This window comes from Frigoribacterium sp. Leaf44 (genome assembly GCF_001421865.1).
GTDB lineage: Bacteria > Actinomycetota > Actinomycetes > Actinomycetales > Microbacteriaceae > Frigoribacterium.
The window spans coordinates 87,921-114,307 of record NZ_LMLG01000010.1; the positions used below are offsets into that span (position 1 = coordinate 87,921).

The following is a 26,387-nucleotide window of genomic DNA, read 5'->3' on the forward strand; positions in this document are numbered from 1 at the left end:
TGGGGACCGGTGCGTGGACGGCGGGCGAGGTCGTCGCGTCCACGTCGTCCGACTGCGGGACGCGGCGACGGAACAGCAGGGCCGCGATGACCGCGCCGACGGCGAAGAACCCGGCTCCCCACCAGTACGCCGTGGCGTAGCCGGTGACGGCGGCCTCGGCCGCGACGGCTCCGGTCGCCGGCAGGTGTTCGGCGACGTAGTTCGCCGCGGCGGTCGCCGCCAGCGTGTTGAGCAGTGCCGTGCCGATCGACCCGCCGACCTGCTGGCTCGTGTTGACCATGGCCGAGGCGACGCCCGCGTGGCCGCGGTCGACGCCGAGCGTGGCGGTCTGGATCGACGCGGGCATGATCGAACCCATGCCGAAGCCGAGCACCATCAAGGCCGGCAGCACGTTGGCGGCGTACAGGCTCTCGAGGTCGAGCCGGGTGAGCAGCAGCATGCCGATCACGCCGAGGGTCATGCCGAACGGCACCATGATCTTGGGGCCGAAGCGCGGCACGAAGATGTTCGTCGACAACTGGGCCGCGAGCACGAGCATCGCGATCATCGGCAGGAAGGCCAGGCCGGTCTTCGTCGGCGTGTAGCCGAGCGACGTCTGCAGGTAGTACGTCACGAACAGGAAGATGCCGAACATGCCGGCGCCCGCGATCGTCACCGAGGCGTAGGCGGCCCCGCGGTTGCGGTCGAGCACGATGGACAGGGGCAGCAGCGGGTGCTCGGCACGGCGCTGCCACGCCACGAACGAGGTCAGCAGCACGACGGCCGCCGCCAGGAAGCCCCAGGTCAAGGGCGAGTCCCAGCCCTGGGTCTCGGCGTTCGAGAAGCCGTAGACGAGCGAGAAGAGCGCGCCGGAGACGAGCAGCGTGCCGGGCACGTCGAGCTTCGGGCGCGGGCCGGTGCGGGTGGCGTGCGACACGAAGATCGCGGCGCCGACGATCGCCACGGCGGCGATGACGACGTTGATGTAGAGGTTCCAGCGCCACGAGGCGTACTGGGTGAGGAACCCGCCGAGCAGCAGGCCGATGGCCCCGCCGGCGCCGGCGATCGCGCCGAAGACGCCGAAGGCGCGGGCGCGCTCCTTCGGGATCGTGAAGGTCGTGGTCAGCACGGCCAGGGCGGTCGGAGCGAGCAGCGCGCCGAACGCACCCTGCAGGGCGCGCGCGAAGACGAGCAGCCCGAAGGTGCCGGCCGCGCCGCCCAGGGCCGAGGCCAGGGCGAAGCCGATCAGGCCGATGACGAACGTGCGCTTGCGGCCGATCAGGTCGCTGACGCGGCCGCCGACGAGCAGCAGGCTGCCGAAGGCGAGCGAGTAGGCGGTGATGATCCACTGCCGGTCGCCGTCCGAGAAGCCGAGGTCGGTCTGGGCGGCGGGCAGGGCGATGTTCACGACCGTGGAGTCGAGCACGACCATCAGTTGGGCGAGGGCGACGGTGGTGAGGGTCCACCAGCGCCGGGACGGCGGCGGGGTGGGGGAGGACGAGGAGGCGCGGGTCGCGCCGTCAGGGGAGGTGGAGGCCTGAGACATGAGCGCGAGCATATACGAGTCCCGCTAGTTTCGGATACAGGCAGTTTCGTAAACATCCGATGTAGAGTCACCCCATGACCGACAGGGAAGGCGCGGCGACGACGCCCGCCGAGACCGGCCCCGCGACCCCCTCGCGACCGGGTCGCAAGCGCGACCACAGTCGCGACCCCGAGATCCTCCGCTGCACCATCGACGTGCTCGCCGAGACCGGCTTCGAGGGCATGACCATCGAGATGGTCGCCGCCCGTGCCAAGGCCGGCAAGGCCACGCTCTACCGCCGCTGGGCGTCCAAGGGTGAGCTCGTCGTCGACGCGGTGGCCTGCCTGAAGCAGGGAGCCGTCGACCTCGACGGACTGCCCGACACGGGCACGCTGCGCGGTGACCTCGTGGCGATGATCAAGCCGCACAGCATCGACGACGCCGAGAAGAAGATGCGGGTCATGGCGGGTGTCGTCACGATGCTCTCGACCACGCCCGAGCTCGCCGAGGCCGTGGACGCCGCGATCGTCCAGCCCCGCGCCGAGGCCAACCGGCTGCTGCTGCGCCGGGCCCTCGAGCGAGGCGAGATCGCGGCCGACACCGACATCGAGGCGCTCGCCCTCGTCACCCCGTCGATGGTGTCGTACCGCGTGCTCGTCCTGCGGAAGCCCGTCGACCGCGACTACCTCGTCGGGCTCATCGACGGTGTGCTGCTGCCCGCTGCGGGGGTGCGCCAGACCACCCGGGTCTGATTCCGCGGCCGACCGGGGCCGCGCCTCCTCGTTTTTCGTTCATGTGAAATCCTCATGAAGAGGCGGGCAGAACCGGGACGCGCCCGTACTGTGCAGGCATGAGCGCAGAGCTGACGCTGGGGGCCGAAGAAGAGCTGCACCTGATCGACCTCGAGACGGGGCGTCTGTCGGCTCGCGCACCGCACCTCCTGACCCGGTTGCCCGCCGACCGTTACGGGGCGGAGCTGCAGCGCACCACGATCGAGACCAACGTGCCCGTCGTGACCACGCTCGACGACCTGCGGCGCGAGATCCTCACCCTCCGCCGCGACCTGGTCGAGGTGACCACCGCCGAGGGGCTCGCCATCGGCGCCGTCGGCACGGCCCCGCGCAGCGAGTTCGCCGACTTCGAACTGACGACGACCGGACGCTACGGACGCATGCACGAGCAGTACCGCCTGCTCGTCGACGAGCAGCTGATCTGCGGACTGCAGATCCACGTGGGGGTGTCCGACCGCGACCTCGCCGTGCAGATCGCCGGGCGGATCGCCCCCGTGCTGCCGGCTCTGCTCGCCCTGAGCGCCAGCTCGCCCTACTGGAACGGGCAGGACACCGGCTACGCGAGCATCCGCTCGCTCATCTGGCAGCGGTGGCCGAGCGCCGGGGCGACCGGGCCGCTGGCCGACGCCGCCGAGTACGACCGGCTGCTCGCCGACCTGATCGGTTCGGGCGTGATCGCCGACAGCGGGATGGCCTACTTCGACGTCCGACCGTCGAGCCACGCGCCCACCCTCGAGCTGCGCACCTGCGACGCCTGCCCCCTGGTCGACGACGCCGTGCTGATCGCCGGCCTCTACCGTGCCGCGGTGCGTCGGGCCGAGACGGACGTCGAGGCCGGCCGCCCCGCCGAGCACCGGGCGGCCCCGCTGCACCGCGCCGCGATGTGGCAGGCGGCGCGCAGCGGGCTCGGCGGCGAGCTGCTCGGCCTCGAACCGCACCCCTCGCGGCTGCCCGCGGCCGAGGCCGTCCGGCAGCTCGTGACCCGGTTGCGTCCCCAGCTCGAGGAGTTCGGCGACTGGCAGACCGTGAGCGACCTCGCCGAGGCCACGCTCGCCCGCGGCAACTCCGCCGACCGGCAACGCGCCGCCTTCGCCGAGCGGGGACGGCTCGACGACGTGGTCGACCTGGTCGTTCGTGAGACGCACGGCCCCGCCGCCGGGCTCGACGCCCCCACACCGACCCTCGTGGGGTACCGGTTCCGCGCCGGCGACGAGGCGATCGGCCCGGGACTGCACCCGCGCCCGGCCTACCGCGACGTCGCCGGGTTCTTCCAGGAGCTCGGCGCGACCGAGGCGCACGCCCGATCCGTCGCGCGAGACGCCTGGTGCGAGCGGGCCGGTCTCGGGTTCGGCGTGGGCGGCGACCACCGAGCGTTCCTCTGCGACCTCGTGCCCCGCATCGTCACACGGCACGAGTGGAGCCGGCTCGAGGCGGGTCTGACACAGCGGGCCCGGGCGATCGAGGCGTTCCTGCGCGACGCCTACGGCGAGCGTCGGGTCGTGGCGGACGGCGTGCTGACGCACGAGCAGGTCGTCGGGGCGGCGGGCTGGCGGGACGAGGCCACCCGGCTGCCCGCGGACGCCGTCAGGGCGGCGGTGCAGGGCTTCGACCTGGTGCGCGACGAGCTGGGTGGCTGGCGGGTGCTCGAGGACAACGTCCGGGCGCCGAGCGGGGCCGCGTTCTCGCTCGCGGTGCGGCGGCTGCTCGACGAGGTGGTGCCGGACGCTCCGCGGCCGGCGGGGCTGCTCGACCCGACGAGCGTGTTCGCGGTGCTGCGGGCGACGCTCCTGGCGCACGCCGCGCCTCCTCGGGGCGGAGGCGACCCGGTCGGCGCGGTCCTCAGCGAGGGCCCGACGAGCCCCGCCTGGTACGAGCACCGCACCCTCGCCGAGGGCGCGGGACTGCTGCTGCTGCGGGCCGACGACGTCGAGGTGCAGGAGGCGCGGGTCGTCGACCGCAGGACCGGCACCGTCGTCGACGCCCTCTACCTGCGGCTCGACCGCGAGTTGGTCGACGTCCACGCGCCGCACGACCCGTTGCTCGGCGAGCACCTGATGGACGTGGCGGCGGCGGGTGGCGTCGTGCTGGCCAACGCCCCCGGCAACGGGCTCGCCGACGACAAAGCGATGTACTGCGCCGTGCCCGACCTCATCTGGTACTACCTGGGCGAGCGTCCGCTGCTCGAGTCGGTCCCGACCTACCGGACGGGTGATCCGGACGAGCGGCTCGCGGTGCTCGACCGGGTGGGCGAGCTCGTCACGAAGCCGGTCGACGGCGAGGGCGGCCGGGGCGTCCTGATCGGGCCCTCGGCGAGTGCGGCGGTCGTGGCCGAGCGGCGGGCCGAGATCGCCCGCGATCCGTCCGGCTGGGTCGCGCAGGAGGTGGTGAGGCTGTCGTCGCACCCGACCCTGACGGCGACCGGCCTGCAGCCCCGGCACGTCGACCTGCGCTGCTTCGTCTACCTCACCGGCACCGGGGCGGGCGAGAGCGTGCTGGCGGACCTGGGGCTCACCCGCGTGGCACCCGAGGGCAGCATGATCGTCAACTCGTCGCAGGGCGGGGGCGCGAAGGACACCTGGATCGTCGGCGGCTGACACGCCGGGAAGACGACGGGAGGCGCGGTGCCGGTCCGTGCCCGGTCACCGGTCAGAAGGGTCCGGCGGCCTTCGCGATGGCCTCGAACAGGGCGGTCGCGTCGTCGTCGCGGCGCTTGACCGACGTGCCGATCGTGCCGCCGGGGGAGTGGACCTCGGCCGAGACCCGGCTGCCTTTTTCGGACGCGGTGAAGTCGAGGCGGACGGCGTCCGCGCCACCCGCCGAGGCCGACCGGCGCAGGAGCGTGGCCCCCGTCTCGTCGGCGTCGCCCAACGAGAACGTCGGGCTCGCCTGCAGTGCCCGGCGCACGAGGCCGGGCAGCATCGCCACCGGCAGCTTGAGGTCGAGCGTCGCCCGGGTCACCTCGGGGTCGCCTCGGACGATCTGGGGTCCACGCGTGTCGGCCATGGGGGGAGCGTAGCGCCGACGCGCACCGGACGGGTCCCGGCCGGCCGCCCTACGCTGGGGCGATGCCGAGCTCCGACCCGTCCGACCCCCGCCGTCCGTCGAGCCGTCGCGGCCCGTCGGGCACCGCAGCACTCACCTGGGGAGTCGTGCTGCTCGCGATCGCCGTCGTCGGGTCGCCGATCGGGGCGTCGGTGCTGCTCGTCGGGCTCGTGGCGCCCGGCCGGCAGTCGTCCGTCGACGTCGTGGTCGCCCTCACCGTCGTCGCCGTCCTGGTCGCCGGCGGCGTCGTGCTCGTGCGGATCGGGCTGGGGCAGCGCCGTCGAGCCCGGCTCGAGAAGGTCGTCGACCGGGCAGTCCCGCCGGCGGCACCGATGCCGGTGACGCGGCCCGCGCCTCCTCGGGTGGCTCCCGGCAGCACGGCACCACTCGTCGTCCCGCCTCCCGTGGTCGACGCGACGCCGGAGCGGACCACGGCCGTCGTGGTCGACGACCCGGTCGCCCTGTGGCGATCGGCGTTCCGGCTCGAGGCCTGGTGGTTCGTGGACCGCGGCACGGCCGGGGCCTCGAGGCCCTTCGCCGTTGTGGACGAGGGCACACCCACCCTGCTCGCCTTCACCTCGCCCGACCGCGCCCGGGACGCGGCCCTCGCCCGGGGCCTCGACGCGTCGTCCGCCGACCGGCTGGTCTGGCGCGCGCCCGCGGACTTCGTGGCCGACGTCGGCACGTACACCCGAGCCGGGCTGAAGCGGCTCGCACTCGACCCCGACCAGCACGGCGCATCGGGCACCCTCGCGGCGTTGCCCGAGATCGCACGGCTCGTCCGGCGCTGAGCTCAGGGCGTCGGCCCGTCGAGACCGTCGGGCATCCCGGGCGAGTTCGGCGAGAACGGTCCGTGACGACCGCCCGGTTCCCGCGAACCCGCCCGGTGTCGCCGAACCCTCTCGTCCTCGGGCGACCCGCACGGCATCCGGTCAGTTCCAGCGGTAGCCGTGTTCGGGTCGGCCGGGGCTGCCGTACCGGGGTTCGCGGGTCGCCGCCCCCGTGTCGGCGAGGTGTTCGAGGTACCGGCGCGCGGTCACCCGCGACACCCCGGCGACGTCGGCCACCTCGCCCGCCGACGGTGACCCGCCTCGACGCAGCACCGATACGACCTGCTCGAGCGTGGCCGGGGCGAGGCCCTTGGCCAACGCCGGTGCCGGTGCCTGCCGCAGGGTGGCGAACCCCGAGTCGACGTCCGACTGGGTCACCTGACCCTGCCCGGCCGCGAGCGACTCACGGAACGACCGGTAGGCCCCGAGCCGGTCGGCGAAGGTCGCGAAGGTGAACGGCTTGATGAGGTACTGGACGATGCCGAGCGACACCGCCGTCCGCACGACGGCGGCGTCGCGCACGGCCGTGATCGCGATGACGTCCACCGTCGACCCCGCCGCGCGCAGGGCCCGGCAGAGCTGCAGGCCGTGCGTGTCGGGCAGGTTCATGTCGAGCAGGACGAGGTCGAGACCGCGCCCGTGAGGACCGCCGAGCGTGCGGACCGCGTCGAGGGTCTCGCGTCCGTCCCGTGCCCGACCGACCACCTCGAAGCCGTCCAGCCGATCGAGGTACGCGACGTGCGCCTCCGCGGTCAGGGGCTCGTCCTCGACGACGAGCACGCGAACCCGGTCGACGGACGAGGAGGCGCCGGTCACGACCGCACCCCACCACGACGTCGGGCGGCGGTGTCGACGTCGTCCGGCCGCCGGTCGGGCAGCAGCACCGAGAAGGTGGTCCCGTCGGTTCCCGTGGCGACGTCGAGTCGACCTCCGACCCGACCCACGGCCTGACGGACCAGCGCGAGGCCGATGCCGCGTCCGCCCGGCGCCGCGGGCTTCGTGCTGAACCCCCGGCGGAAGGCGAGCTCGACGTCGTCCAGCCCCGGACCGTCGTCCTCGACGTCGAACTGGACGCCGCCCTCGACCCGGGCGACGGTCACCTCGACCCGCGGCGGCCGGGCCGAGCGGCCGGTGGGATCGAGAGCGGCGGCGTCGAGCGTCGGCGCGACCGCGTCGAAGGCGTTGTCGACGAGGTTGCCCAGGATCGTGACGAGGTCCCCGGGCTCGACGTCGATCGTCCCGAGGTCGGGCTCGACGTCGACGCGCAGCTCGATCGACCGTTCGCGGGCCTGCGCCGCCTTGCCGAGCAGGAGGGCGGCGAGCGTCGGCTCGTCGATCGAGGCCACGACCCGGTCGACGAGGCGCTGACCGAGCTCGAGCTCGTCGGCCACGAAGCGGAGGGCCTCGTCGCCGCGCCCGAGCTCGATCAGCGACACGATCGTGTGCAACCGGTTCGAGAACTCGTGGGTCTGCGAGCGCAGCGCGTCCGAGAGGGTGCGCATGGTCTCGACCTCGCCCGTCAGGTGGGTGAGCTCGGTGTGGTCGCGCAGCGTCGTCACCGTCCCGAGCGTGCGGCGGGAGTGCGGGCGGGCCGCGCCGGTCACCGGCACCGCGCCTCCTGACGGCACCGCGCCTCCTCGGGGGACGACGCGTCCTCGTCCGGTCGCCGGGGACGGGCGCGGTGGGCCGTCGGTGGGCTCGGTGAGCTCCTGGTTGACGACCAGCACTCGGTCGTCGGTCACGTGCACCTCGTCGGAGGCGCGGCGTCCGGAGGCGAGCAGCTCGCCCAGCGAGGAGGGCAGCTGCAGTTCGGCGAGCGGGACGGGAGCGGCGATGCCCCCGGTGGGCAGGTCGAGCAGTTCGGCCGCCTGGTCGTTGTAGAGCGTCAGGCGGCCGCGATCGTCGACGAGCACGAGCCCCTCACGCACCGAGTGCAGCACCCCCTCGTAGTAGGAGAACATCCGCGCGAGCTCCTCGGGGCCGCGGCCCCAGGTCACCCGCCGCAGGTACCGGCTGAGCAGCCACGAGACGACGCCGCCGAGCAGCACGGTCGCCCCCGCGGCGGCGAACACGAGGGGCAAGCGCTCACCGACGGACTGCGTGATGGTGTCGACCGTGACCCCGGCCGAGACGAGGGCGACGACCTCGCCGTCGCTCTCGATCGGCACGACCGCGCGCACCGACGGGCCGAGGGTGCCGGCGTAGGTCTCGGTGAACGACTGCCCGCGGAGGGCCGGGGCGATGGTGCCGACGAACGGGCGGCCGATCTCGTCGGGGTCGGGGTGCGTCAGACGGGTGCGGTCGGGTCGCATGATCGTGACGAAGTCGGTCGACGTGTCGCTCATCAGGGCCACGGCGTAGGGCTGCAGACGGGCGCTCGGGTCGGACGTCCCGAGCGCGTCGACGACGTAGGGGTTGTCGGCGATCGAGGTGGCGAGCGCCAGGCAGGCCCGCGCGGCCGAGCGGTCGGCGTCGTCGCGGGCCGACCGGATCGTCCAGGCCGTCGCCAGCAGGGTCACGGCGACGACGAAGACCACGAGAAGGGCGAAGAGCCGCGTGGCGATGCTCCACCGGGTGGGGTCGACGGTCATCTCGGGCGGGCTCCTCGCTGCGCTGCGGCCGGGGTCCATCATGACGCACCATCGGCGCGACCAGTATGACCACAACGTCGACGCCCACCCGGCGACCGGCGAGAGTCACGGCGACGAACCCCGCACGACCGTCGACGACGACGCCGCCGGTCACGAGCTCGAGGAAGACCCCCATGGCAAAGACGCACAAGGGCCCGCAGACCCCCACCCCCGGCGGAACGACGACGACGGGCGGCGTCCGCGCCCGGCGCCGGATCGACCGCTCGCACTGGCTCTACATCGCGGTGATCGTGGCCGTCGCGGCCGGCATCGTCGTCGGCCTCACGGCACCCGAGGTCGCCGTGCAGCTGAAACCGATCGGCACCGCCTTCGTGTCGCTCATCTCGATGATGATCGCGCCGGTGATCTTCTGCACGATCGTGCTCGGCGTCGGCTCCATCGCCAAGGCCGCGACCGTCGGCAAGGTGGGCGGGCTCGCGCTCGGCTACTTCATCGCGATGTCGACCTTCGCCCTGGCCATCGGCCTCGTGGTCGGCAACCTGATCCACCCGGGCGAGGGCCTGATGATCGGCTCGACCGGATACGAGGCCCCCGCCGCCGAGGAGGCCGGTGGCACGGCAGGGTTCCTGCTCGGCATCATCCCCGAGACGCTCGTGTCGTCGCTGACCAGCGGCTCCATCTTGCAGACGCTGTTCGTGGCGCTGCTCGTCGGCTTCGCCCTGCAGCGCATGGGCGACCGCGGCGCGACGATCCTCGAGGGGGTCCGCAACCTGCAGGTGCTGGTGTTCCGCATCCTCGCGATGATCATGTGGGTCGCCCCGATCGGTGCCTTCGGTGCCATCGCGGCGGTGGTCGGCGAGACGGGCGTCGCCGCCATCGTCGCGCTCGGCACCCTGATGGTCGCCTTCTACATCACCTGCATCCTGTTCGTCGCCGTCGTGCTCGGCACGATCCTCAAGCTCGTCACGGGCGTCAACATCTTCCGGGTGATGAAGTACCTCGGCCGCGAGTACCTGCTCATCGTCTCGACCTCGTCGAGCGAGGTCGCGCTGCCCCGGCTCATCGCCAAGATGGAGCACCTCGGCGTCTCGAAGCCGGTCGTCGGCATCACCGTGCCCACCGGCTACTCGTTCAACCTCGACGGCACGGCGATCTACCTGACCATGGCGTCGCTGTTCATCGCCAACGCCATGGGCACGCCGCTCAACGTCGGCGAGCAGGTCTCGCTGTTGCTGTTCATGATGATCGCCTCGAAGGGCGCCGCCGGCGTCACCGGAGCCGGCATCGCCACCCTGGCCGGAGGCCTGCAGGCACACCGCCCCGACCTGGTCGATGGCGTCGGCGTCATCGTCGGCATCGACCGGTTCATGTCCGAGGCGCGCGCGCTGACCAACTTCACGGGCAACGCCGTCGCCACGATCCTCGTGGGCACCTGGACGAAGCAGATCGACAAGGACCGCGTCGAGACCGTGCTGTCGGGCCGCGCGCCCTTCGACGAGGCGACCATGAACGCGGACGGTCACGGCGCCTCCTCGGGCTCGGGCTCGGACACGAGCGCCGGCTCGGCCGACCCGGCCGCCGCGCGTCTGCTCGACGGCCGCACGGGTGGGCTGGGCTCGCTCGAGGGCACCTCGCCCGACCGCATCTCGACCGGCTCGCTGCACGCCATGGTCGGCACCGACGGTCGCCGCGCCGACGAGCACCTCGCCGACGCCGCCGCGGACGACGAGCCCCGTCGGGGTTAGCACCTCCGTCGGACCCCACGAAGTCGCCGAGACCCCCGTACGCGTGTGGGGGTCTCGGCGACTTCCGAGGGTCTCGCCGCCCGCCCACCGACCCGCGGCGGGTGCAGCGTGCAACATCCGCGTCGGAGGCGTACCGTCGCACCCGATGTGCGGTCACGCCCCACGGTCAGAGCCGACCGACCGGGCCCCGCAGGACGGAGCCACCATGCTCGCCGGACGCCTCGACGTCAGCACCCGCCACTTCTCGGTCACCGAGGTGCCCACCCCCGACGCCGGCCCGGGGCAGGTGCGCATCGCCGTCGCCGCCGCCGGCGTCTGCCTCAGCGACGTGCACCTGATCCAGGGGTCGCTCACGCCGCTCAACCTGCCCGGTGACACCGTCACCCTCGGCCACGAGGTCGCGGGCACGGTCGACCAGGTGGGCGACGGCGTCACGCACGTCGCCGTCGGCGACCGCGTGCTGTTGCAGGCCGGTGAGGAGCGCGACGGACAGGTCTTCACCCGCGGCGTCGACTACGACGGCGGCTGGGCCGAGTTCGCCGTGGCCCGCGCCGACACGGTCGTGCCGATCCCCGACTCCCTGCCGTTCGAGCAGGCCTGCTTCATCCCGGACGCGGTGTCGACACCGTGGGCGGCGCTCACCACGACGGCCGACACCCGGCCCGGCACCGCGGTCGGCGTCTGGGGCATCGGCGGACTCGGTGCCCACGCCGTGCAGTTGCTCGCCCTGCTCGGGGCCGCACCGATCATCGCGGTCGACCCCTTGCCGGGGGCCCGGGACCGGGCCCTCGACTTCGGTGCCGACCTCGCGCTCGATCCCGCCGACCCGGACTTCGCCACGGCGCTCGGCCGCGCGACCGGTGGCCGAGGGCTCGCCCGGGCCTTCGACTTCGCGGGCGTGCCCGCCGTGCGCGAGCAGGCGATCGCCTGCCTCGGCTACCGGGGACGGTTGACGCTCGTCGGCCTGTCGGACCAGCCGATCACGATCACGGACGGCACGAAGTTCAGCTTCCTGCAGCAGCAGGTCCTCGGCCACTACGGTTCCGAGCCCGCCGACGTCACCACGCTCGTCGCGCTGGCGGCCCGGGGGAGGCTCGACTTCGCGAAGTCGGTCAGCGCGACCGTGCCGCTGGCCGAAGCCGAGCGGGCGGTTCAGATGCTCGAGCGTAAGGAGGGCGACCCGATCCGGATCGTGCTGGTCCCGTGAGCGACGCGACCCGCGCCTCCTCGGCTCCGCGCGAGGGCGACGACCGCCCCGCGGGGGTCCACGACCGCCCCGCCGGCGCCGACGACCGCCCCGCCGGGGGAGACGTCGAGCACGTCGACCTGCTCGTCGTCGGCGCCGGCCTGTCCGGAGTCGGCGTGGCGGTCCAACTCCGCCGCGACTTCCCCGGTCGCAGCCTGGCCGTCGTCGAGGCACGGGCGGCGATCGGCGGCACCTGGGACCTCTTCCGGTACCCGGGCGTCCGCTCGGACAGCGACATGTTCACCCTCGGCTACGGGTTCCGGCCCTGGCGGGACGCCCGTGCGATCGCCCCGGGCGCGGCGATCCGGGACTACGTCCGCGACACGGCCGACGAGACGGGCGTCACGGGGCTGATCCGGTTCGGGCACCGGGTCGTCGCCGCCGACTGGTCGTCGGCCGACGCCCGGTGGACCGTGACGATCGAGGTCGCGAGCTCGCCCGGGCCGGGCGGGTCGCCCGCCGCCACCGACGCGTCGAGCGAAGGAGGCGCGGGTGCCGACCCGGCGACGCGTCGCGTCACGATCACGTGCGCGTTCTTGTTCGTCTGCTCGGGCTACTACCGCTACGACGAAGGCTGGTCACCCGCGTTCCCGGGGCAGGACTCGTTCGCCGGACGCGTCGTGCACCCCCAGCACTGGCCCGAGGACCTCGACGTGAGCGGGAAGCGCGTCGTCGTGATCGGATCCGGGGCGACGGCGGTGACCCTGGTGCCCGCCCTCGCCGAGAGCGCCGAGCAGGTCACCATGCTGCAGCGCTCGCCGACCTACGTGCTGTCGCTTCCCTCGCGTCGGAAGGAGCCCCGCGCATGGCGTCGGCTGCTGCCGCGGGCCGTCGACGACCGGCTGATCCGGTGGCGCAGCATCGGCATGGCGCTGCTCAGCTTCCAGACGAGCCGGCGTTCGCCCCAGAAGATGAAGGCGTTCCTCCGGGCGCAGGTGGCCCGGCGCCTGCCGGACGACTTCGACGTCGACCGGCACTTCCAGCCGAGCTACGACCCGTGGGACCAGCGTCTCTGCATCACCCCCGACGGCGCCCTGTTCCGGGCGCTGCGCTCGCGGTCGGCGTCGATCGTGACCGACGACATCGACTCGTTCACGCCGGGTGGCGTCCGGGTCGCGGGTCGCGACGGCCAGCGGGCGCACGAGCTGCCCGCGGACGTCGTCGTCACGGCGACCGGGCTCAACCTGTTGCTGTTCGGCGGCATGCGGATGTCGGTCGACGGAGTGGAGATCGACCCGGCGACCCGGCTGACCTACAAGGGGTTCATGCTCTCGGGGGTGCCGAACCTGGCCTTCGCGATCGGGTACACCAACGCCTCGTGGACGCTGAAGATCGACCTCGTCGTGCACTACGTCGCCCGGCTGCTCCGTCACGCCGATCGTCACGGCTTCCGATCGGCCGTGCCGCTCGCGCCGGAGCGGCCGGGGCCGACGAGCCCGCTGATCGACCTGACGAGCGGCTACGTGTCGCGCGGGGTGCACCTGATGCCCCGGCAGGGAGCGCGGTCACCGTGGCGGATGCACCAGAACTACCCGCGCGACGTCTGGCTGATGCGGCACAGCACGCTGACCCGGGACGGCATGCGGTTCGAGCGCTGAGCGAGCCCCGCCGGTCTCGGGTCGGACGACGCGGTGGCCCGCCGTGGACGACTCAGCCGACCACCGCGAGGGCGAAGGGCAGCACGGCGGGGGCCCCGGCGCGGCGCAGTTCGCGTCCGGCCACCGTGATCGTCCAGCGGCTGTCGACCAGGTCGTCGACGAGCAGCACCGGCCCGGACACCTCGGAGAGGGCCGTGGCCAGCTCGGGGCCGACCTCGAAGGACTGCCAGACGTCGGCCAGGCGGTAGACGCTGTTGCCGCCCTGGCCGCGGCCGGCCGAGGGGCGGGCGCTGCCGAGCGTGCCGAGCAGCGGCAGTCGCCCGACGGTGCTGATCGCCTCGGCGAGCGACCCGACGAGCTGCGGCCGTGACGTGGACGGCATCGCGACGACGCCCACGGGCCGTTCGGCCCACGGCCACTCCTTCAGGACGCGCACGACCCCGTCGAGCAGGTGCTTCGACAGGGGGGCGTCGGGGGCGTTCGCCGCGAAGACCTCGCGCAGCGTGTTGCCCCATCCGAGGTCGGTCAGTCGGGCGAGCGCCCGACCCGGCTCGACCCGTTCGCTCTCGGGGATCTTGCCCTTGACGGACACTCCGGCCCGGTCGGCCCCCGTGGGCCACTGGGCCCGGGGGTCGATCTCGACGCCGACCCGGTCGAGGGTGCTCGCTGCCGAGGTCGCCGCCTCGCCGGCGATGTCGGTCGGGTACCAGGTGCCCGCGCAGACGTCGCACCGCCCGCAGGGCTCGGCGGCCGGGTCGTCGAGGTCGACCTGCAGCATCTGCATGCGACAGGTCTCGCCGCGCTCGAACGCGAGCATGGACTCCTGCTCGGCGACCCGGGCCGCGGCGATGCGGTCGTAGCGTTCGGCGTCGTAGACCCAGGGCTCGCCCGTGCTGACCCAGCCGCCCTGCACCCGGCGGACGGCACCGTCGACGTCGAGCACCTTGAGCATGAGCTCGAGCGGGGTGCGCTTGACGTCGACCCGCGCCTCGAGGGCGGGCGTCGACAGCGGCGTCTCGCCCAGCTCGGCCAGCACGGCCGCCGCCCGCGCCTCGGACGGCATCGAGGCCGTGGCGAAGTACTGCCAGATCTCGGCGTCCTCGGTGCCGGGCAGCAGCAGCACGTCGGCGTTGTCGGTGGCGCGACCCGCGCGGCCGATCTGCTGGTAGTACGCGACGGGCGACGACGGCGCACCGAGGTGGATCACGAAGCCGAGGTCGGGTTTGTCGAAGCCCATGCCGAGGGCGCTCGTGGCGACCAGGGCCTTGAGGTCGTTGCCCTTGAGGCGCTGTTCGAGCTGTTCGCGTTCTTCGGGGTCGGTGCGGCCCGAGTACGACCGCACGTCGTGACCGGCCTCACGGAGCAGCCGGGCGGTGTCGTCGGCCGCCGAGATGGTGAGCGTGTAGATGATGCCGCTGCCGGGCAGGTCGGCGAGGTGGCTGAGCAGCCAGCCGAGTCGGTCGCGCGAGGTCGGCAGCTGCAACACCCCGAGACGCAGGGAGGCGCGCGCCAGCGACCCCCGGATCGTCAGCACCTCGTCGCCCGGCCCCACGGCGAGTTGCTCGGCGACGTCGGCCACGACGCGGGCGTTGGCCGTGGCGGTGGTGGCGAGGACGGGGACGCCCGCGGGCAGGGTGCGGATGAGGTCGGCGAGGCGACGGTAGTCGGGTCGGAAGTCGTGGCCCCAGTCGGAGATGCAGTGCGCCTCGTCGACGACGAGCATGCCGAGCCGGGCGATGAGGACGGGCAGCTGCTCGTCGCGGAAGCGCGGGTTGTTGAGTCGTTCGGGGGAGACGAGCAGCACGTCGATCTCGTCGTCGACGAGTTGCTGCTGGACGTCGGACCACTCGTGGGCGTTCGCCGAGTTGACCGCGACGGCCCGCACCCCGGCCCGGGCCGCGGCGGCCACCTGGTCGCGCATCAGGGCGAGCAGGGGGGAGACGAGCAGCGTCGGGCCGGTGCCGCGTCGACGCAGCAGCAGGGTGGCGATGAAGTACACCGCGGACTTGCCCCAGCCGGTGCGCTGGACGACGAGGGCCCGGCGACGATCGGCGACGAGGGCCCGGATGGCCTCGAGCTGACCGTCGTGGAAGACGGCGTCGTCGCGCCCGGTGAGCGCCCGCAGCAGGTCGAGTGCCTCGGCGTCGATGTCGGTCGCGGTGCTCGTCGGTGTCATGGCCCCATGCTCGCAGAGGCCACCGTCACCCGCCGGACGGACGAAGGGCGCGACCGCCCGTCACCGGGTGGTCGCGCCCCGGGGACGAGACGAGGAAGGTGGGTCAGCCCGCCGAGGAGTCCGAGCCCGGCTCGGCCGGGGGAGTGGCACGCTTGCCCAGTTCGACAGCGACGAACGAGGCGACGACGCCGGCGACGAGCGCGAAGACCGTTCCGCCGGCGCCCCACGACTTCTTGCCGAACAGCTGGTCGACCGACGGGCCGCCGGGGCCGGAGGCCAGGGCTGCGGCCGCGGCGATCAGGACGGCGTTGTACTCGTAGCCACCCTCGGTCACCCACGGGCCCTTGGCGAGGTGGACCTTGCGGACGGCCGTGACCATCGTGCCGACGATGCCAGCGGCGGCGAGCGGGGTCGCCGCGCCCAGGGCGAGGGCGGCGCCGCCGGCGGTCTCGGTGACGGCGACGAGACGGGCGTTGCGGGCGGCGGGGTGCATGCCCGTGCCGGCCATCATCTGCTCGGTGCCGGCCAGGCCCGGGCCGTCGAAGGCGCCGGTCAGCTTCTGGAGTCCGTGGCCGACGAAGAAGCCGCCGACGGTCAGGCGGAGGAGGGTGGATGCGAGGCTCATGCACCGTTCCTACCCGGTGTGGGCCGTCGCCGTCCGCGGAGGAGCGCGTCCGGTCCGCCGCCCGTGTCAGGATCGGGGGATGCGCGCCGTCCAGTACGACCAGTTCGGGTCGATTCCGATCATCGTCGACCTCACGGTACCCGTGCCGCCCGCCCACGGCGTCGTGGTCCGCGTCGCGGCCACCGGGGTGTGCCGGAGCGACTGGCACGCCTGGAAGGGCCACGACGACTCGGTGCGCCTTCCCCACGTGCCGGGCCACGAGTTCGCGGGCGTGGTGACGGCGGTGGGCGTCGACGTCACCCGGGTCGTCGTCGGCACCCGCGTGACCGCCCCGTTCGTCTTCGCCTGTGGCACGTGCGACGAGTGCCGTGCCGGTGCCACCCAGGTGTGCTCCCGTCAGCAGCAGCCCGGTTTCACCCTTCCCGGCTCGTACGCCGAGTCGCTGGTCGTCCCGCACGCCGACGTGAACGTCATCGCCCTGCCGGACGAGGTCGGCTTCGTCGAAGCGGCGGCGCTCGGCTGCCGCTTCGGCACGGCGTACCACGCCCTGCACGCCCGGGCCCGCGTGCGGGCGGGTGAGTGGGTCGCCGTCTTCGGCTGTGGCGGAGTGGGGCTCTCGGCGGTCGCCGTGGCGGTGGCCGCCGGTGCTCGCGTCGTCGCGTCGGACATCTCACCCGCCGCCCTCGAACGGGCCGCCGACCTGGGTGCCGAGGTCGTCCCGATGGACGACCTCGCCGTCGAGCGGGTCCGAGCCCTCACCGGAGGAGGTGCCGACGTCGCCCTCGACGCGTTCGGCAGCCGGGTGACGTCCGCGGCGTCCGTCGCGTCCCTCCGTCCGCGGGGTCGACACGTCCAGGTGGGCCTGCTGCTCGACGACGAGGCCGCCCCGGTGATCGCGATGGGCCGGGTGATCGCCGACGAGCTCGAGTTGCTGGGCAGTCACGGCATCTCGGTCGGCGAGTACGCCGCGATGCTCGACGACGTCGTCGCGGGCCGACTGCGTCCGCAGGAGTCCATCGGCCGGACGATCGCCTTCGACGACCTGCCCGACGCCTTGGCCGCCATGGACCGACCGGCGGTCACGGCCGGCATGACGGTGGCCGTGTTCTGACGGTCACCGGTGGCCCTCCCGGCCGACTGTCCGGGGAGAATGGCCCCATGACAGCTCTCCAGGGAATCGACGTCGCGGCCGAACTCCGACAGGTGACCGACCATTGGACGCCTCGGGTCGTCGGGCAGGTCAACGACCAGTACGTGAAGGTCGCGAAGCTGCTCGGCGAGCTCGTCTGGCACGCCCACGACGCCGAGGACGAGATGTTCCTCGTCGTCTCGGGCACCCTCCGCATCCAGCTCCCCGACGACCACGAGGTGGTGCTCACCCCCGGCCAGTTCTACGTCGTGCCGCGGGGCGTGCAGCACAACCCCGTCGCCGACGAGGAGGTCGAGATCGTCCTCGTCGAGACCACGACGACGGCCCACACCGGTGACGTCGTCGTCGACCGCACCGTGCCCGTCGACCGCCAGGTCGGCGACTTCCGCTGACTACGACGCCGAGGAGGCGCGGGGCGCGTTTCCGAGGACGGCGCGAGCCACCGTGTCGACGGCGTCGAGGACGAGGGGGTCCCGGGCTGCGGCGTCGTCCCGCTCGGACTCGTGCAGGACGACCGTCGTGCCGCGCCGCGCGCCGACGTAGTCCACGATCCCGTGCTCGATCTGCGTCCGCATCGCCGTCTCGTAGCCGTGCCGCTCGTACGTGCCGGCCGAGTCGCCGGCAACGGCGAGCAGATGGACGGTCAATCGTCCGAGCAGGCGACGCGTACCGCCCTCGAGGTCGATCTCGAACGCCCACCCGTTGACGAAGACCCGGTCGATCCAGCCCTTCATCAGGGCGGGCATCGACCACCAGTAGACCGGGAACACCAGGACGAGGTGCTCGGCTCGATCGATCCGACCCTGTTCGCGCACGACGTCGGCGGGAGTGTCGCCGCGACCACGGTAGGCCTCACGGTCCGCGGTGCCGAAACGCGGGTCGAACCCCTCCGCCGCCAGATCGGCCACCTCGACCGAGTCCGGGGGCAGGGCCTGCTGCAGTCGCCGGGCGAGACCGGCGGTCAGTGACTCGTGATCAGGGTGGGCGGTGACGATGAGCGTGTTCACGGCGCCCAGTCAAGCCGGTTCCACTGGGCACCCGTCGGCAGGGCTCGGACGGGCGGGGCGGGCTAGCCGCCGCGGGTCCACTCCGCGACGAGCGAGACGGTGTGGGCGTACGCGGCGAGCCGGGGCCGGTTCAAGAAGGCGTGGTGGGTGCCCGGCAGGACGTGGTGCCGCACGTCGACCCCCGCGTCGGCGAGCTCGGCGGCGAAGAGGTCGCCCGAGGCGCGCATGTTGTCGCGCTCGGCATTCACCACGAGGGTGCGGGGGAAGCCCGAGAGGACGTGGCCGCCGGGGAAGGCGAGACGGTCGGCCAGGGAGCCCCGCGAGCCGGCGTAGTTACGGTTCATCGCGTCGAGGGCCCACCTCGCGTGGCTGAGTCCCCGGTGCCCTCCCGACCGGTGGCGTGCCTCCGCCATCCGGGGGTGCGCGGCGTGGAAGAAGCCGTAGGCGAAGACGGCGCCGACCGGAGGGCGACCGTCGTCGATCGTGCGGAGGGTGGCCGCCGCGGCCAGACACGCCCCCGCACTCGCGCCTCCCACCATCACGCCCTCGGTCGACCGGTCGCCCACCTCGCGGTAGGCCGAGAGCACGTCGTCCAGTGGCAGCGGGTACCGGCCTCGGGACGGCATCAGCCGTCGAGCGGCGGGACCGAGACCCGGGGGAGGCGCGAGACGGTAGTCCACCGTCGCGACCCTCACCCCGCGTGCGGCGAGCGACCGCGCGACGTCGTGCGCCTCCGGCTGGTCGAGTCCACCGCGGAAGAATCCGCCGCCGTGCAGCCAGAGCAGCGTCGGGCCTGCCGGGGCCGACGTCCCCGGCCAGGGCTCGTACCATCGGACGGTGACGTCGGGGCGGACGGGCACGGTACCGCTCACGTCCGATCCACCGCGTCGTCGGGCAGGACCAGCAGGTCGAGGTGGTCCTGCAACTGCTGCACCACGTCGATGCGGTCCGGGTCGAGGAGCCACTGCAGCTGGATGCCGTCCCACAGGGCCACGAGCCCGGACGCCGCCCGGTCGGGGTCGACCCCGGGGCGCAACCGACCCCGCGCCTCCAGCGCTCGCAGGGCGTCGCCGTACTCGGCACGCAGGCGCTCGAAGCGCTCCCGCACGTAGTCGCTGCCGGGGTTGCCGGTCGTGACCGCCTCGCCCGCCAGCACCGCGTAGAGCGCGATGAGCCCGGGGACCGTCTCGTTGTGTCGCGCCTGCCCGAGGACGGTCCCGATCAGGTCACCCCGGTCGGGAGGCTCGGCCGAGCGGTCCGAGACCGTGTCGCGACGTTCGAGCACCGCGAGCAGCAGCGCGCTCTTCGACGGAAAGTAGTGCAGCAGGCTCGTCTGACTCATGCCGACGACGTCCGCCACGTCTCGGAGCGACCCGCCGACGTAGCCCTTGGTGGAGAACACCTCGAAGGCCGCCTCGACGATCGCGAGCCGGCGTTCGGCCGACTTCGCGTACGGGCCGCGACGCGCGGGACGAGAACCGTCGGCGGCACCGGTGGGCACGCCGCCTGGGTCGCTCGTCGTCGAGCCGATCGTCGTCATGATCGGCCACTCTACGACCTCCCGAACACCTCGCCCGTGAAATTCGAGCGACCATTCGAATTTGTGTTAGCGTCGCTGACGCCACGGCCCCACGACGAAGTGAGATGAACATGAGCCCGATGTCCCGACGGCAGTTGCTCGGCCTGGGGGTGACCGCCGGCGCCACCGCCATGCTCGCCGGCTGCGCCACACCCGGGACGGCCTCGGTCAACACCCTGCCGACCATCCCCGCGGCCGACGGCCCGGTCAAGCTCCAGTACTGGGCCTGGCTCAAGGGCCTCGACCAGGTCACCGCGCTCTACAACAAGAGCCAGTCGCGAGTGCAGGTCGAGACCGTCTTCATCCCCGGCGGCAACGCGGGCGGCTACCAGAAGCTGTACTCGGCGCTCGCCGCGGGTGCCGGCCCCGACATCGCCCAGGTCGAGCTGCGCTCGCTGCCCGAGTTCCTGCTCGCCAACGGCGTCGTCGACCTCAAGCGCTACGGCGCCGACCAGTACGCCGACCTCTACGACCCCACGCTCTGGAACCAGGTCAGCTACACCGACGGCATCTACGCGATCCCGCAGGACAGCGGCCCGATGGGCATGTTCTACCAGCCCGCCGTCTTCGACACGGTCGGCGCCGCCGTCCCCACCACGTGGGACGAGTGGGCCGCGGTCGGCACCGAGCTGAAGGGGGCCGGCGTGCTGATGGACTCCTTCCCGCTCGCCGACGCCTCGCTCTTCGCCGCCTACGCCACCCAGGCCGGTGCGTCGTGGTTGCGCGCCGAGGACGACGGCTGGGTCATCGACATGACCGACGAGGCGACGCTCACCGTCGCCCGCTTCTTCGACAAGGCGATCGACGACGGCATCGTCACGACCGCCTACGGCGCCTACACGCCGGCCTGGTTCTCGGCCGCCAGCGCGGGCACCATCGCGTCGGTCGCGACCGGCTCGTGGGGCGACGCCCTGATCGAGGGCGTCAGCGGCGCCGAGGGCAAGTGGAAGTGCGCCCCGCTGCCCACCTGGCAGACCGGCTACGCCTCGAGCTTCCTCGGCGGCTCGACCGCCGCCATCCTCGCGAACAGCAAGCACCCCCGGGAGGCACTCGACTTCGCCGTCTGGATGACCACGACCCCCGAGGGCATCAACGCCCTCATCGAGTTCTGCGGCATCGGTTGGTCGCCGGCGCGCGACGTCGTCGGCTCGCTGCGCGAGCAGCCCAGCCCGTTCTTCAGCGGTCAGAACTACAACCAGGAGGTCTTCGTGCCCGCCACGAAGGAGTCCTCGCAGAACCAGGACTGGAGCTGGTGGCCCATCACCCAGCAGTCCTTCAACATCTTGAGCGACGGCTTCCGGGGCAAGGCGTCGGGCGGCACGCTCGTCGACGCCGTGGCGCAGGCCGAGAAGGACATCATGGCCGTCTTCCAGAACAAGGGCCTCACCATCCGGAAGGCGAACGCATGAGCGCCGCGACCGACACGCGGCCCGAGGCCGTGACCGACTCGACCCGCGCCTCCTCGGGGCCCCGTCGCAGCAGCTCGAAGGGTGCCGTCAAGCGGGCGCCGTGGGTGCTGCTCGCGCCGTTCCTGGCGCTCTTCGCGCTGACCTTCGTGATCCCGATCGTCATCGCCGTGTTCTCGAGCTTCACCAAGGTCACCCGCAGCGGCCTGTTCGGCGAGGGCGGCGTGACCAGCGGGTTCGCCGGCTTCGACAACTACGCGCAGGTGCTCGGCGACCCCAACTTCATCGCCTCGATCGGCCGCATGTTCCTGTTCGGCATCGTGCAGGTGCCGGTCATGTTGATCCTCTGCACGGTGCTCGCGCTGCTGCTCGAGTCGGCGTCGGCGAAGTGGCCGGGCGTGTTCCGTGCCGCGTACTTCCTGCCGTACGGCGTGCCCGGCGTCATCGCGACCATCCTCTGGTCGTTCCTGTACGTGCCCGGCCTCAGCCCGATCATCGACATCGGCGAGGTCTTCGGCGTCACCCCCGACTTCCTCGGGGCGAACACCGTGCTGTGGTCGATCGCGAACATCGTGACCTGGAGCTACACCGGCTACAACATGCTGATCATCATCGCCCAGCTGAAGTCGATCCCGGTCGAGCTGTACGAGGCCGCCAAGGTCGACGGTGCGTCGTCGTTGCGCGTCGCGTTCAGCATCCAGCTGCCGCTGATCCGTCCGGCCCTGCTGCTCACGGCCGTGTTCTCGATCATCGGCACCCTGCAGCTGTTCGCCGAGGCCCAGGTGCTGCAACGCGTCTCGCCGGCGATCGACAGCCAGTACACGCCCAACCTCAGCGCGTACACCACGGCCTTCGCCTACAACGACTACAACGTCGCGGCCGCCCAGTCCGTGCTGATCGCCCTCGTCGCGTTCGCGCTGTCGATCACGTTCCTCAGCATCACGAACAGGAAGCAGAAATGAGCCTCTCGACGAAGGGCGCCGAACACGCCACCGAGACCGAGTCCATCGTGACGGCGCAGGGTCGCGGCCGCGGCGCCGAGAAGCCCGCCCGCCGCCGCGCCCGGAGCGCCGGCCCCGACCGCACGGCCGGACGCTCGAAGGCGTCCACCATCATCGTCACGGCCGTCCTGGTCGTGGTGGCGCTGTACTTCCTGGTGCCGGTCTACTGGGTCGTCGTCGCGGCGACCAAGACCACGCCCGACCTGTTCGGCACGTTCGGCTTCTGGTTCGCGCCGACGTTCTCGCTCTGGGACAACCTCGGCCAGGTGCTGACCTACGGCGACGGCATCTTCGTGCGCTGGGTGCTCAACTCGGTGCTCTACGCCGGCGTCGGCGCCCTGATCGCGACGTACTTCGCCGCGGCCGGCGGCTACGCCCTCGCCAAGTACGAGTTCCGCGGCCGCAACGTCGTCTTCGGCACGATCCTCGGCGGCGTGCTCGTGCCCGGTACCGCCACGGCCCTGCCCCTCTTCCTGCTGTTCAGCCAGATGGGCATCGCCAACTCCTACTGGAGCGTGCTGCTGCCGTCGCTCGTGTCGCCGTTCGGCCTGTTCCTCTGCCGCATCTACGCTCAGGCCACGGTCGACACGTCGCTGATGGAGGCCGCCCGCCTCGACGGCGCCAGCGAGCTGCGCATCTTCCACACCCTCGGACTGCGCATCCTCACCCCGGCGCTCGTCACGGTGTTCCTGTTCCAGCTCGTGGGCATCTGGAACAACTACTTCCTGCCCCTGGTCATGCTGAGCGACGTCGACAAGTTCCCCGTCACGCTCGGCCTCAACAACTGGCTCAGCCAGACCGACCGCCTGCCCGAGTTCTACCAGCTGACGACCGGCGGCGTGCTGCTGTCGATCATCCCGCTGGTCATCGCCATGGTCGTCCTCCAGCGCTTCTGGCGCGGCGGCCTCACCGAAGGAAGCGTCAAGTGACCCACAGCACCACACCGTCCACCGTGTCCGCCGACTACCTCACCGACACCGGCCCCGGGCAGGGCGCCCGCACGCCGGCGCGGTCGTGGCTGCACACCGACGCCCCGACACTGTCCCTCGACGGCACCTGGTCGTTCCGCCTGCTGCCCGGCGCCCCCGGCACGCTGGGCGGCCGCGGCGTGCTGCCCGAGGGCGAGCCCGTCGACGGCGTCGGCGCGGTCGACCTCGACGAGTCCTCCTGGGGCGAGATCGAGGTGCCGTCGCACTGGGTGCTCGGTGGCGACGGGTCGCGCGGCGCCCCGATCTACACCAACGTGCAGTTCCCGTTCCCGACCGAGCCGCCCTTCGTGCCCGACGCGAACCCGACCGGCGACCACCGCCGGACGTTCGAGCTGCCGTCGTCCTTCGACGGCGCCGAGCGCGTGCTGCTGCGGTTCGACGGCGTCGAGTCGCGCTACGTGGTGTGGCTGAACGGCGTCGAGATCGGCATGGGCGTCGGCAGCCGCCTCGCCCAGGAGTTCGACGTCACCGACGCCCTGCACCCGGGCGAGAACGTCATCGCGGTGCGCGTGCACCAGTGGTCGGCGTCGAGCTACGTCGAAGATCAGGACCAGTGGTGGCTGCCCGGCATCTTCCGCAGCGTCACGCTGCAGGCCCGTCCGGTCGGCGGCCTCGACGACGTCTGGCTGCAGACGCCGTTCCACGGCACGGCCGGTCAGGGCGAAGGAGGCGCGGCGATCGTCCCCGAGATCACCGCCGGCGAGGCCGCCTACCCGGTCACCCTCTCGGTGCCCGAGCTCGCCGTCGAGGTGACCTGGGCCACCCCGGCCGACGTCGCGCCCGTCGCGCTCGACGCGGTCGAGCCGTGGTCCGCCGAGACCCCGCGCCTCTACGACGCGACCGTCTCGAGCGCGGGCGGCGCCGAGACCGTCTCGCTGCGCCTCGGCTTCCGCACGGTCCGCATCGTGGGCGACCAGTTCGAGGTCAACGGCCGCCGCGTCGTGTTCCACGGCGTCAACCGTCACGAGACCCACCCCGACCGTGGCCGCGTCTTCGACGAGGAGTGGTCGCGCCGCGACCTCGCCCAGATGAAGCGGTTCAACGTGAACGCGATCCGCACGTCGCACTACCCGCCGCACCCGCGCCTCCTCGACCTCGCCGACGAGCTGGGCTTCTGGGTCGTCCTCGAGTGCGACCTCGAGACCCACGCCTTCGAACGCCAGGAGTGGATCGGCAACCCCAGCGACGACCCGGACTGGCACGACGCCTACGTCGACCGCATGGTGCGCACCGTCGAGCGCGACAAGAACCACCCGAGCATCGTCCTCTGGTCGCTCGGCAACGAGGCGGGCACGGGCCACAACCTCGCGGCCATGGCGGCGTGGACCCACGCCCGGGACGGCGGCCGTCCCGTGCACTACGAGGGCGACTACACGGGCGCCTACACCGACGTCTACTCGCGCATGTACTCGTGGATCGACGAGACGCGCGCCATCGGCTCGGGCGACGAGTCCGTCCCGCTGCTGGGCTGCACGCCGGCCGAGGCCGCGCGTCAGCGCTCGAAGCCGTTCCTGCTCTGCGAGTACGTCCACGCGATGGGCAACGGCCCCGGCGCGATCGACGAGTACGAAGACCTGGTCGACGCCTACCCGCGCCTGCACGGCGGCTTCGTCTGGGAGTGGCGCGACCACGGTCTGCGCACGCACACGGCCGACGGCGTCGAGTACTTCGGCTACGGCGGCGACTTCGGCGAGGTCGTCCACGACGGCAACTTCGTCATGGACGGCATGGTGCTGAGCGACGACACCCCGTCGCCCGGCCTGTACGAGTGGGCCCAGGTCGTGGCCCCGATCCGCCTGCGCTTCGAGACGCCCACCGTCGACGGACGGCCGGTGCTCGTCGTGTCGAACCTCCGGCACTCGGCCGACGCCTCCGACGTGGTCTTCCGCTGGGTCGTCTCGCACGACGGCGAGGAGGCGCGCTCGGGCACCCTCGACGTGGTCGGCCTCGAGGGCGGCGCCCTGGCCGCCCACGAGACGGTGTTCGTCTCACTGCCCGAGGTGCCCGTGTCGGGCACCGGCGAGACCTGGCTCACGGTCACGGCCGAGCTCGCCGACGCCACCGTGTGGGCGGATGCGGGTCACGTGCTCTCGACCCAGCAGCTCGACCTCACGCCGGCACCGGTGCAGGTCGCGACACCCCGCCCCGCGGTCGTGGGCGACGGGCGCGACCGCGCGGTCCGCGCCTCCTCGGGGCGCGTCGAGCTCGGCCCGGCCGTGTTCGACGACGGGCGACTGGTCTCGCTGGCCGGACGCCCGGTCGACGGCGCCCGCCTCGAGCTGTGGCGCGCACCGACCGACAACGACCGCGGCGAGTGGCTGACACCGAAGGACCGCGACCGCGACGTGATGCGCAACCGCCACCGCGTCGACCTGTACGAGGTCGGCGTGCTGCCGAGCTCGCAGGACACCTGGCTGCTCGCCGGGCTCGACCGGCTGACCGCGCGCGTCGAGTCGGTGAGCGTCACGCCGGACTCGGTCCGGGTGCGCACCCGCTACGCCGCGGCCGACACACGCAACGCCGTGACGACCGACGAGCAGTGGCAGCTCGTCGGTGACGACCTCTGGCTGTCGGTCGACATCGTTCCCACGGGGTGGTGGGACATGGTCTGGCCCCGCGTCGGCGTGCGCTTCGACCTGCCGGGCGACGTCGACCACGCCTCGTGGTTCGGCACCGGTCCGCGCGAGTCCTACCCCGACAGCCGCCATTCGGCGTTCGTCGGACGCTATGAGTCGGGCATCGACGACCTGTCGGCCGGGTACGCCCGCCCACAAGAGACGGGGCACCGCAGCGACCTCCGCACGCTCGACCTCAGCCCCGCCGGTCAGCCGTGGCTGCGCGTCGAGGCCGTGCCGAGCGCCACGGGTGAACGTCCCGGCTTCACGCTGAGCCGCCACACGGCCCAGCAGATTGGCGTGGCCGAGCACCCGCACGAGCTGCCCGCGAGTGACCGGACCCACCTGTACCTCGACGCCGCCCAGCACGGCGTCGGGTCGCGGGCGTGCGGGCCGGACGTCGCGTCGCGGCACGTGCTGCGCCCGGGTGCCCACCAGCTGCGCCTGAAGTTCCGCGCCCTGTAGGCGGCTGCCCCCGCCGACAACGGGCGG

21 protein-coding genes are annotated in these 26,387 nt (G+C 72.7%); 12 read left to right on the plus strand and 9 right to left on the minus strand.

The genetic code is table 11. The annotated features are described in order from the left end of the window. A partial coding sequence (locus ASE87_RS15930) for an MFS transporter (protein WP_082452739.1) occupies nt 1–1,525 on the minus strand: 1,525 nt, incomplete at its 3' end. Between the two features lie 74 nt (nt 1,526–1,599). Between ASE87_RS15930 and ASE87_RS15500 the strand changes: the two genes are divergently transcribed. Together ASE87_RS15500 and ASE87_RS15505 are read left to right on the plus strand one after the other, a co-directional pair. Then, the gene (locus tag ASE87_RS15500; RefSeq protein ID WP_043594828.1) at nt 1,600–2,256 is read left to right on the plus strand and encodes a TetR/AcrR family transcriptional regulator; all 657 of its coding nucleotides are present in this window, start codon (nt 1,600–1,602) and stop codon (nt 2,254–2,256) included. Between the two features lie 98 nt (nt 2,257–2,354). Further along, nucleotides 2,355–4,889, plus strand: a complete 2,535-nt coding sequence (locus tag ASE87_RS15505) for a carboxylate--amine ligase/circularly permuted type 2 ATP-grasp protein (protein WP_056230263.1) — start codon at nt 2,355–2,357, stop codon at nt 4,887–4,889. Nucleotides 4,890–4,941: 52 nt separating this feature from the next. Here ASE87_RS15505 and ASE87_RS15510 read toward each other — a convergent pair whose 3' ends face one another. Then, nucleotides 4,942–5,298: a hypothetical protein gene (locus ASE87_RS15510; protein WP_056230266.1), complete on the minus strand. Its 357-nt coding sequence runs from the start codon at nt 5,296–5,298 to the stop codon at nt 4,942–4,944. Between the two features lie 62 nt (nt 5,299–5,360). On the opposite strand from ASE87_RS15510, the gene ASE87_RS15515 reads away from it, so the two are divergent. Next, the gene (locus tag ASE87_RS15515; RefSeq protein WP_056230269.1) at nt 5,361–6,128 is read left to right on the plus strand and encodes a hypothetical protein; all 768 of its coding nucleotides are present in this window, start codon (nt 5,361–5,363) and stop codon (nt 6,126–6,128) included. Between the two features lie 141 nt (nt 6,129–6,269). Here the strand turns inward: ASE87_RS15515 and ASE87_RS15520 are convergent, their stop codons facing one another. Beyond that, nucleotides 6,270–6,983, minus strand: a complete 714-nt coding sequence (locus ASE87_RS15520; RefSeq protein WP_056230271.1) for a response regulator — start codon at nt 6,981–6,983, stop codon at nt 6,270–6,272. Beyond that, nucleotides 6,980–8,758 (minus strand): sensor histidine kinase, encoded by a 1,779-nt coding sequence (locus ASE87_RS15525; RefSeq protein WP_056230273.1) that lies wholly within the window; start codon nt 8,756–8,758, stop codon nt 6,980–6,982. The genes ASE87_RS15520 and ASE87_RS15525 overlap by 4 nt, the downstream gene beginning before the upstream one ends. 173 nt (nt 8,759–8,931) lie before the next feature. Between ASE87_RS15525 and ASE87_RS15530 the strand changes: the two genes are divergently transcribed. From ASE87_RS15530 to ASE87_RS15540, 3 genes are all read left to right on the plus strand, one after another. Continuing rightward, the gene (locus ASE87_RS15530; protein WP_082452732.1) at nt 8,932–10,503 is read left to right on the plus strand and encodes a cation:dicarboxylate symporter family transporter; all 1,572 of its coding nucleotides are present in this window, start codon (nt 8,932–8,934) and stop codon (nt 10,501–10,503) included. A gap of 205 nt (nt 10,504–10,708) precedes the next feature. Continuing rightward, entirely contained in the window at nt 10,709–11,710 is a 1,002-nt protein-coding gene (locus tag ASE87_RS15535; protein ID WP_082452733.1) for a zinc-binding dehydrogenase, read from the plus strand. Next, nucleotides 11,707–13,347, plus strand: a complete 1,641-nt coding sequence (locus ASE87_RS15540; protein ID WP_235472382.1) for an NAD(P)/FAD-dependent oxidoreductase — start codon at nt 11,707–11,709, stop codon at nt 13,345–13,347. The genes ASE87_RS15535 and ASE87_RS15540 overlap by 4 nt, the downstream gene beginning before the upstream one ends. Before the next feature lie 52 nt (nt 13,348–13,399). Here the strand turns inward: ASE87_RS15540 and ASE87_RS15545 are convergent, their stop codons facing one another. After that, nucleotides 13,400–15,523, minus strand: a complete 2,124-nt coding sequence (locus ASE87_RS15545) for an ATP-dependent DNA helicase RecQ (RefSeq protein ID WP_056230280.1) — start codon at nt 15,521–15,523, stop codon at nt 13,400–13,402. A gap of 103 nt (nt 15,524–15,626) precedes the next feature. After that, nucleotides 15,627–16,148, minus strand: coding sequence for a DoxX family protein (locus ASE87_RS15550; RefSeq protein WP_043594835.1), 522 nt, complete (start codon nt 16,146–16,148; stop codon nt 15,627–15,629). A 79-nt stretch (nt 16,149–16,227) separates the two neighbouring features. On the opposite strand from ASE87_RS15550, the gene ASE87_RS15555 reads away from it, so the two are divergent. Both ASE87_RS15555 and ASE87_RS15560 read left to right on the plus strand, forming a co-directional pair. Continuing rightward, nucleotides 16,228–17,259: an alcohol dehydrogenase catalytic domain-containing protein gene (locus ASE87_RS15555; RefSeq protein ID WP_056230283.1), complete on the plus strand. Its 1,032-nt coding sequence runs from the start codon at nt 16,228–16,230 to the stop codon at nt 17,257–17,259. 47 nt (nt 17,260–17,306) lie between these two features. Further along, nucleotides 17,307–17,690 carry a cupin domain-containing protein gene (locus ASE87_RS15560; protein WP_055973190.1) on the plus strand — a complete coding sequence of 128 codons (384 nt, stop codon included), beginning with the start codon at nt 17,307–17,309 and terminating at the stop codon, nt 17,688–17,690. Here the strand turns inward: ASE87_RS15560 and ASE87_RS15565 are convergent, their stop codons facing one another. The 3 genes from ASE87_RS15565 to ASE87_RS15575 form a co-directional block, all read right to left on the minus strand. Next, entirely contained in the window at nt 17,691–18,305 is a 615-nt protein-coding gene (locus ASE87_RS15565; RefSeq protein WP_056230287.1) for an NAD(P)H-dependent oxidoreductase, read from the minus strand. Between the two features lie 62 nt (nt 18,306–18,367). Further along, nucleotides 18,368–19,177: an alpha/beta hydrolase gene (locus ASE87_RS15570; RefSeq protein ID WP_056230291.1), complete on the minus strand. Its 810-nt coding sequence runs from the start codon at nt 19,175–19,177 to the stop codon at nt 18,368–18,370. Next, complete coding sequence (locus ASE87_RS15575; RefSeq protein ID WP_056230294.1) at nt 19,174–19,845, minus strand: TetR/AcrR family transcriptional regulator; 672 nt, start codon at nt 19,843–19,845, stop codon at nt 19,174–19,176. The genes ASE87_RS15570 and ASE87_RS15575 overlap by 4 nt, the downstream gene beginning before the upstream one ends. Before the next feature lie 110 nt (nt 19,846–19,955). Here ASE87_RS15575 and ASE87_RS15580 point away from each other — a divergent pair, with 110 nt between their 5' ends. The 4 genes from ASE87_RS15580 to ASE87_RS15595 are packed head-to-tail and all read left to right on the plus strand — an operon-like array spanning nt 19,956 to nt 26,360. Further along, on the plus strand, nt 19,956–21,293 hold the full coding sequence (locus ASE87_RS15580; protein ID WP_056230365.1) for an ABC transporter substrate-binding protein: 1,338 nt from the start codon (nt 19,956–19,958) through the stop codon (nt 21,291–21,293). Next, entirely contained in the window at nt 21,290–22,252 is a 963-nt protein-coding gene (locus ASE87_RS15585) for a carbohydrate ABC transporter permease (RefSeq protein ID WP_043594839.1), read from the plus strand. Before ASE87_RS15580 ends, ASE87_RS15585 begins: the two co-directional genes overlap by 4 nt. Continuing rightward, nucleotides 22,249–23,220 (plus strand): carbohydrate ABC transporter permease, encoded by a 972-nt coding sequence (locus ASE87_RS15590; protein WP_082452735.1) that lies wholly within the window; start codon nt 22,249–22,251, stop codon nt 23,218–23,220. Before ASE87_RS15585 ends, ASE87_RS15590 begins: the two co-directional genes overlap by 4 nt. After that, on the plus strand, nt 23,217–26,360 hold the full coding sequence (locus ASE87_RS15595) for a glycoside hydrolase family 2 TIM barrel-domain containing protein (protein ID WP_056230297.1): 3,144 nt from the start codon (nt 23,217–23,219) through the stop codon (nt 26,358–26,360). Before ASE87_RS15590 ends, ASE87_RS15595 begins: the two co-directional genes overlap by 4 nt. Nucleotides 26,361–26,387 lie beyond the last annotated feature (27 nt).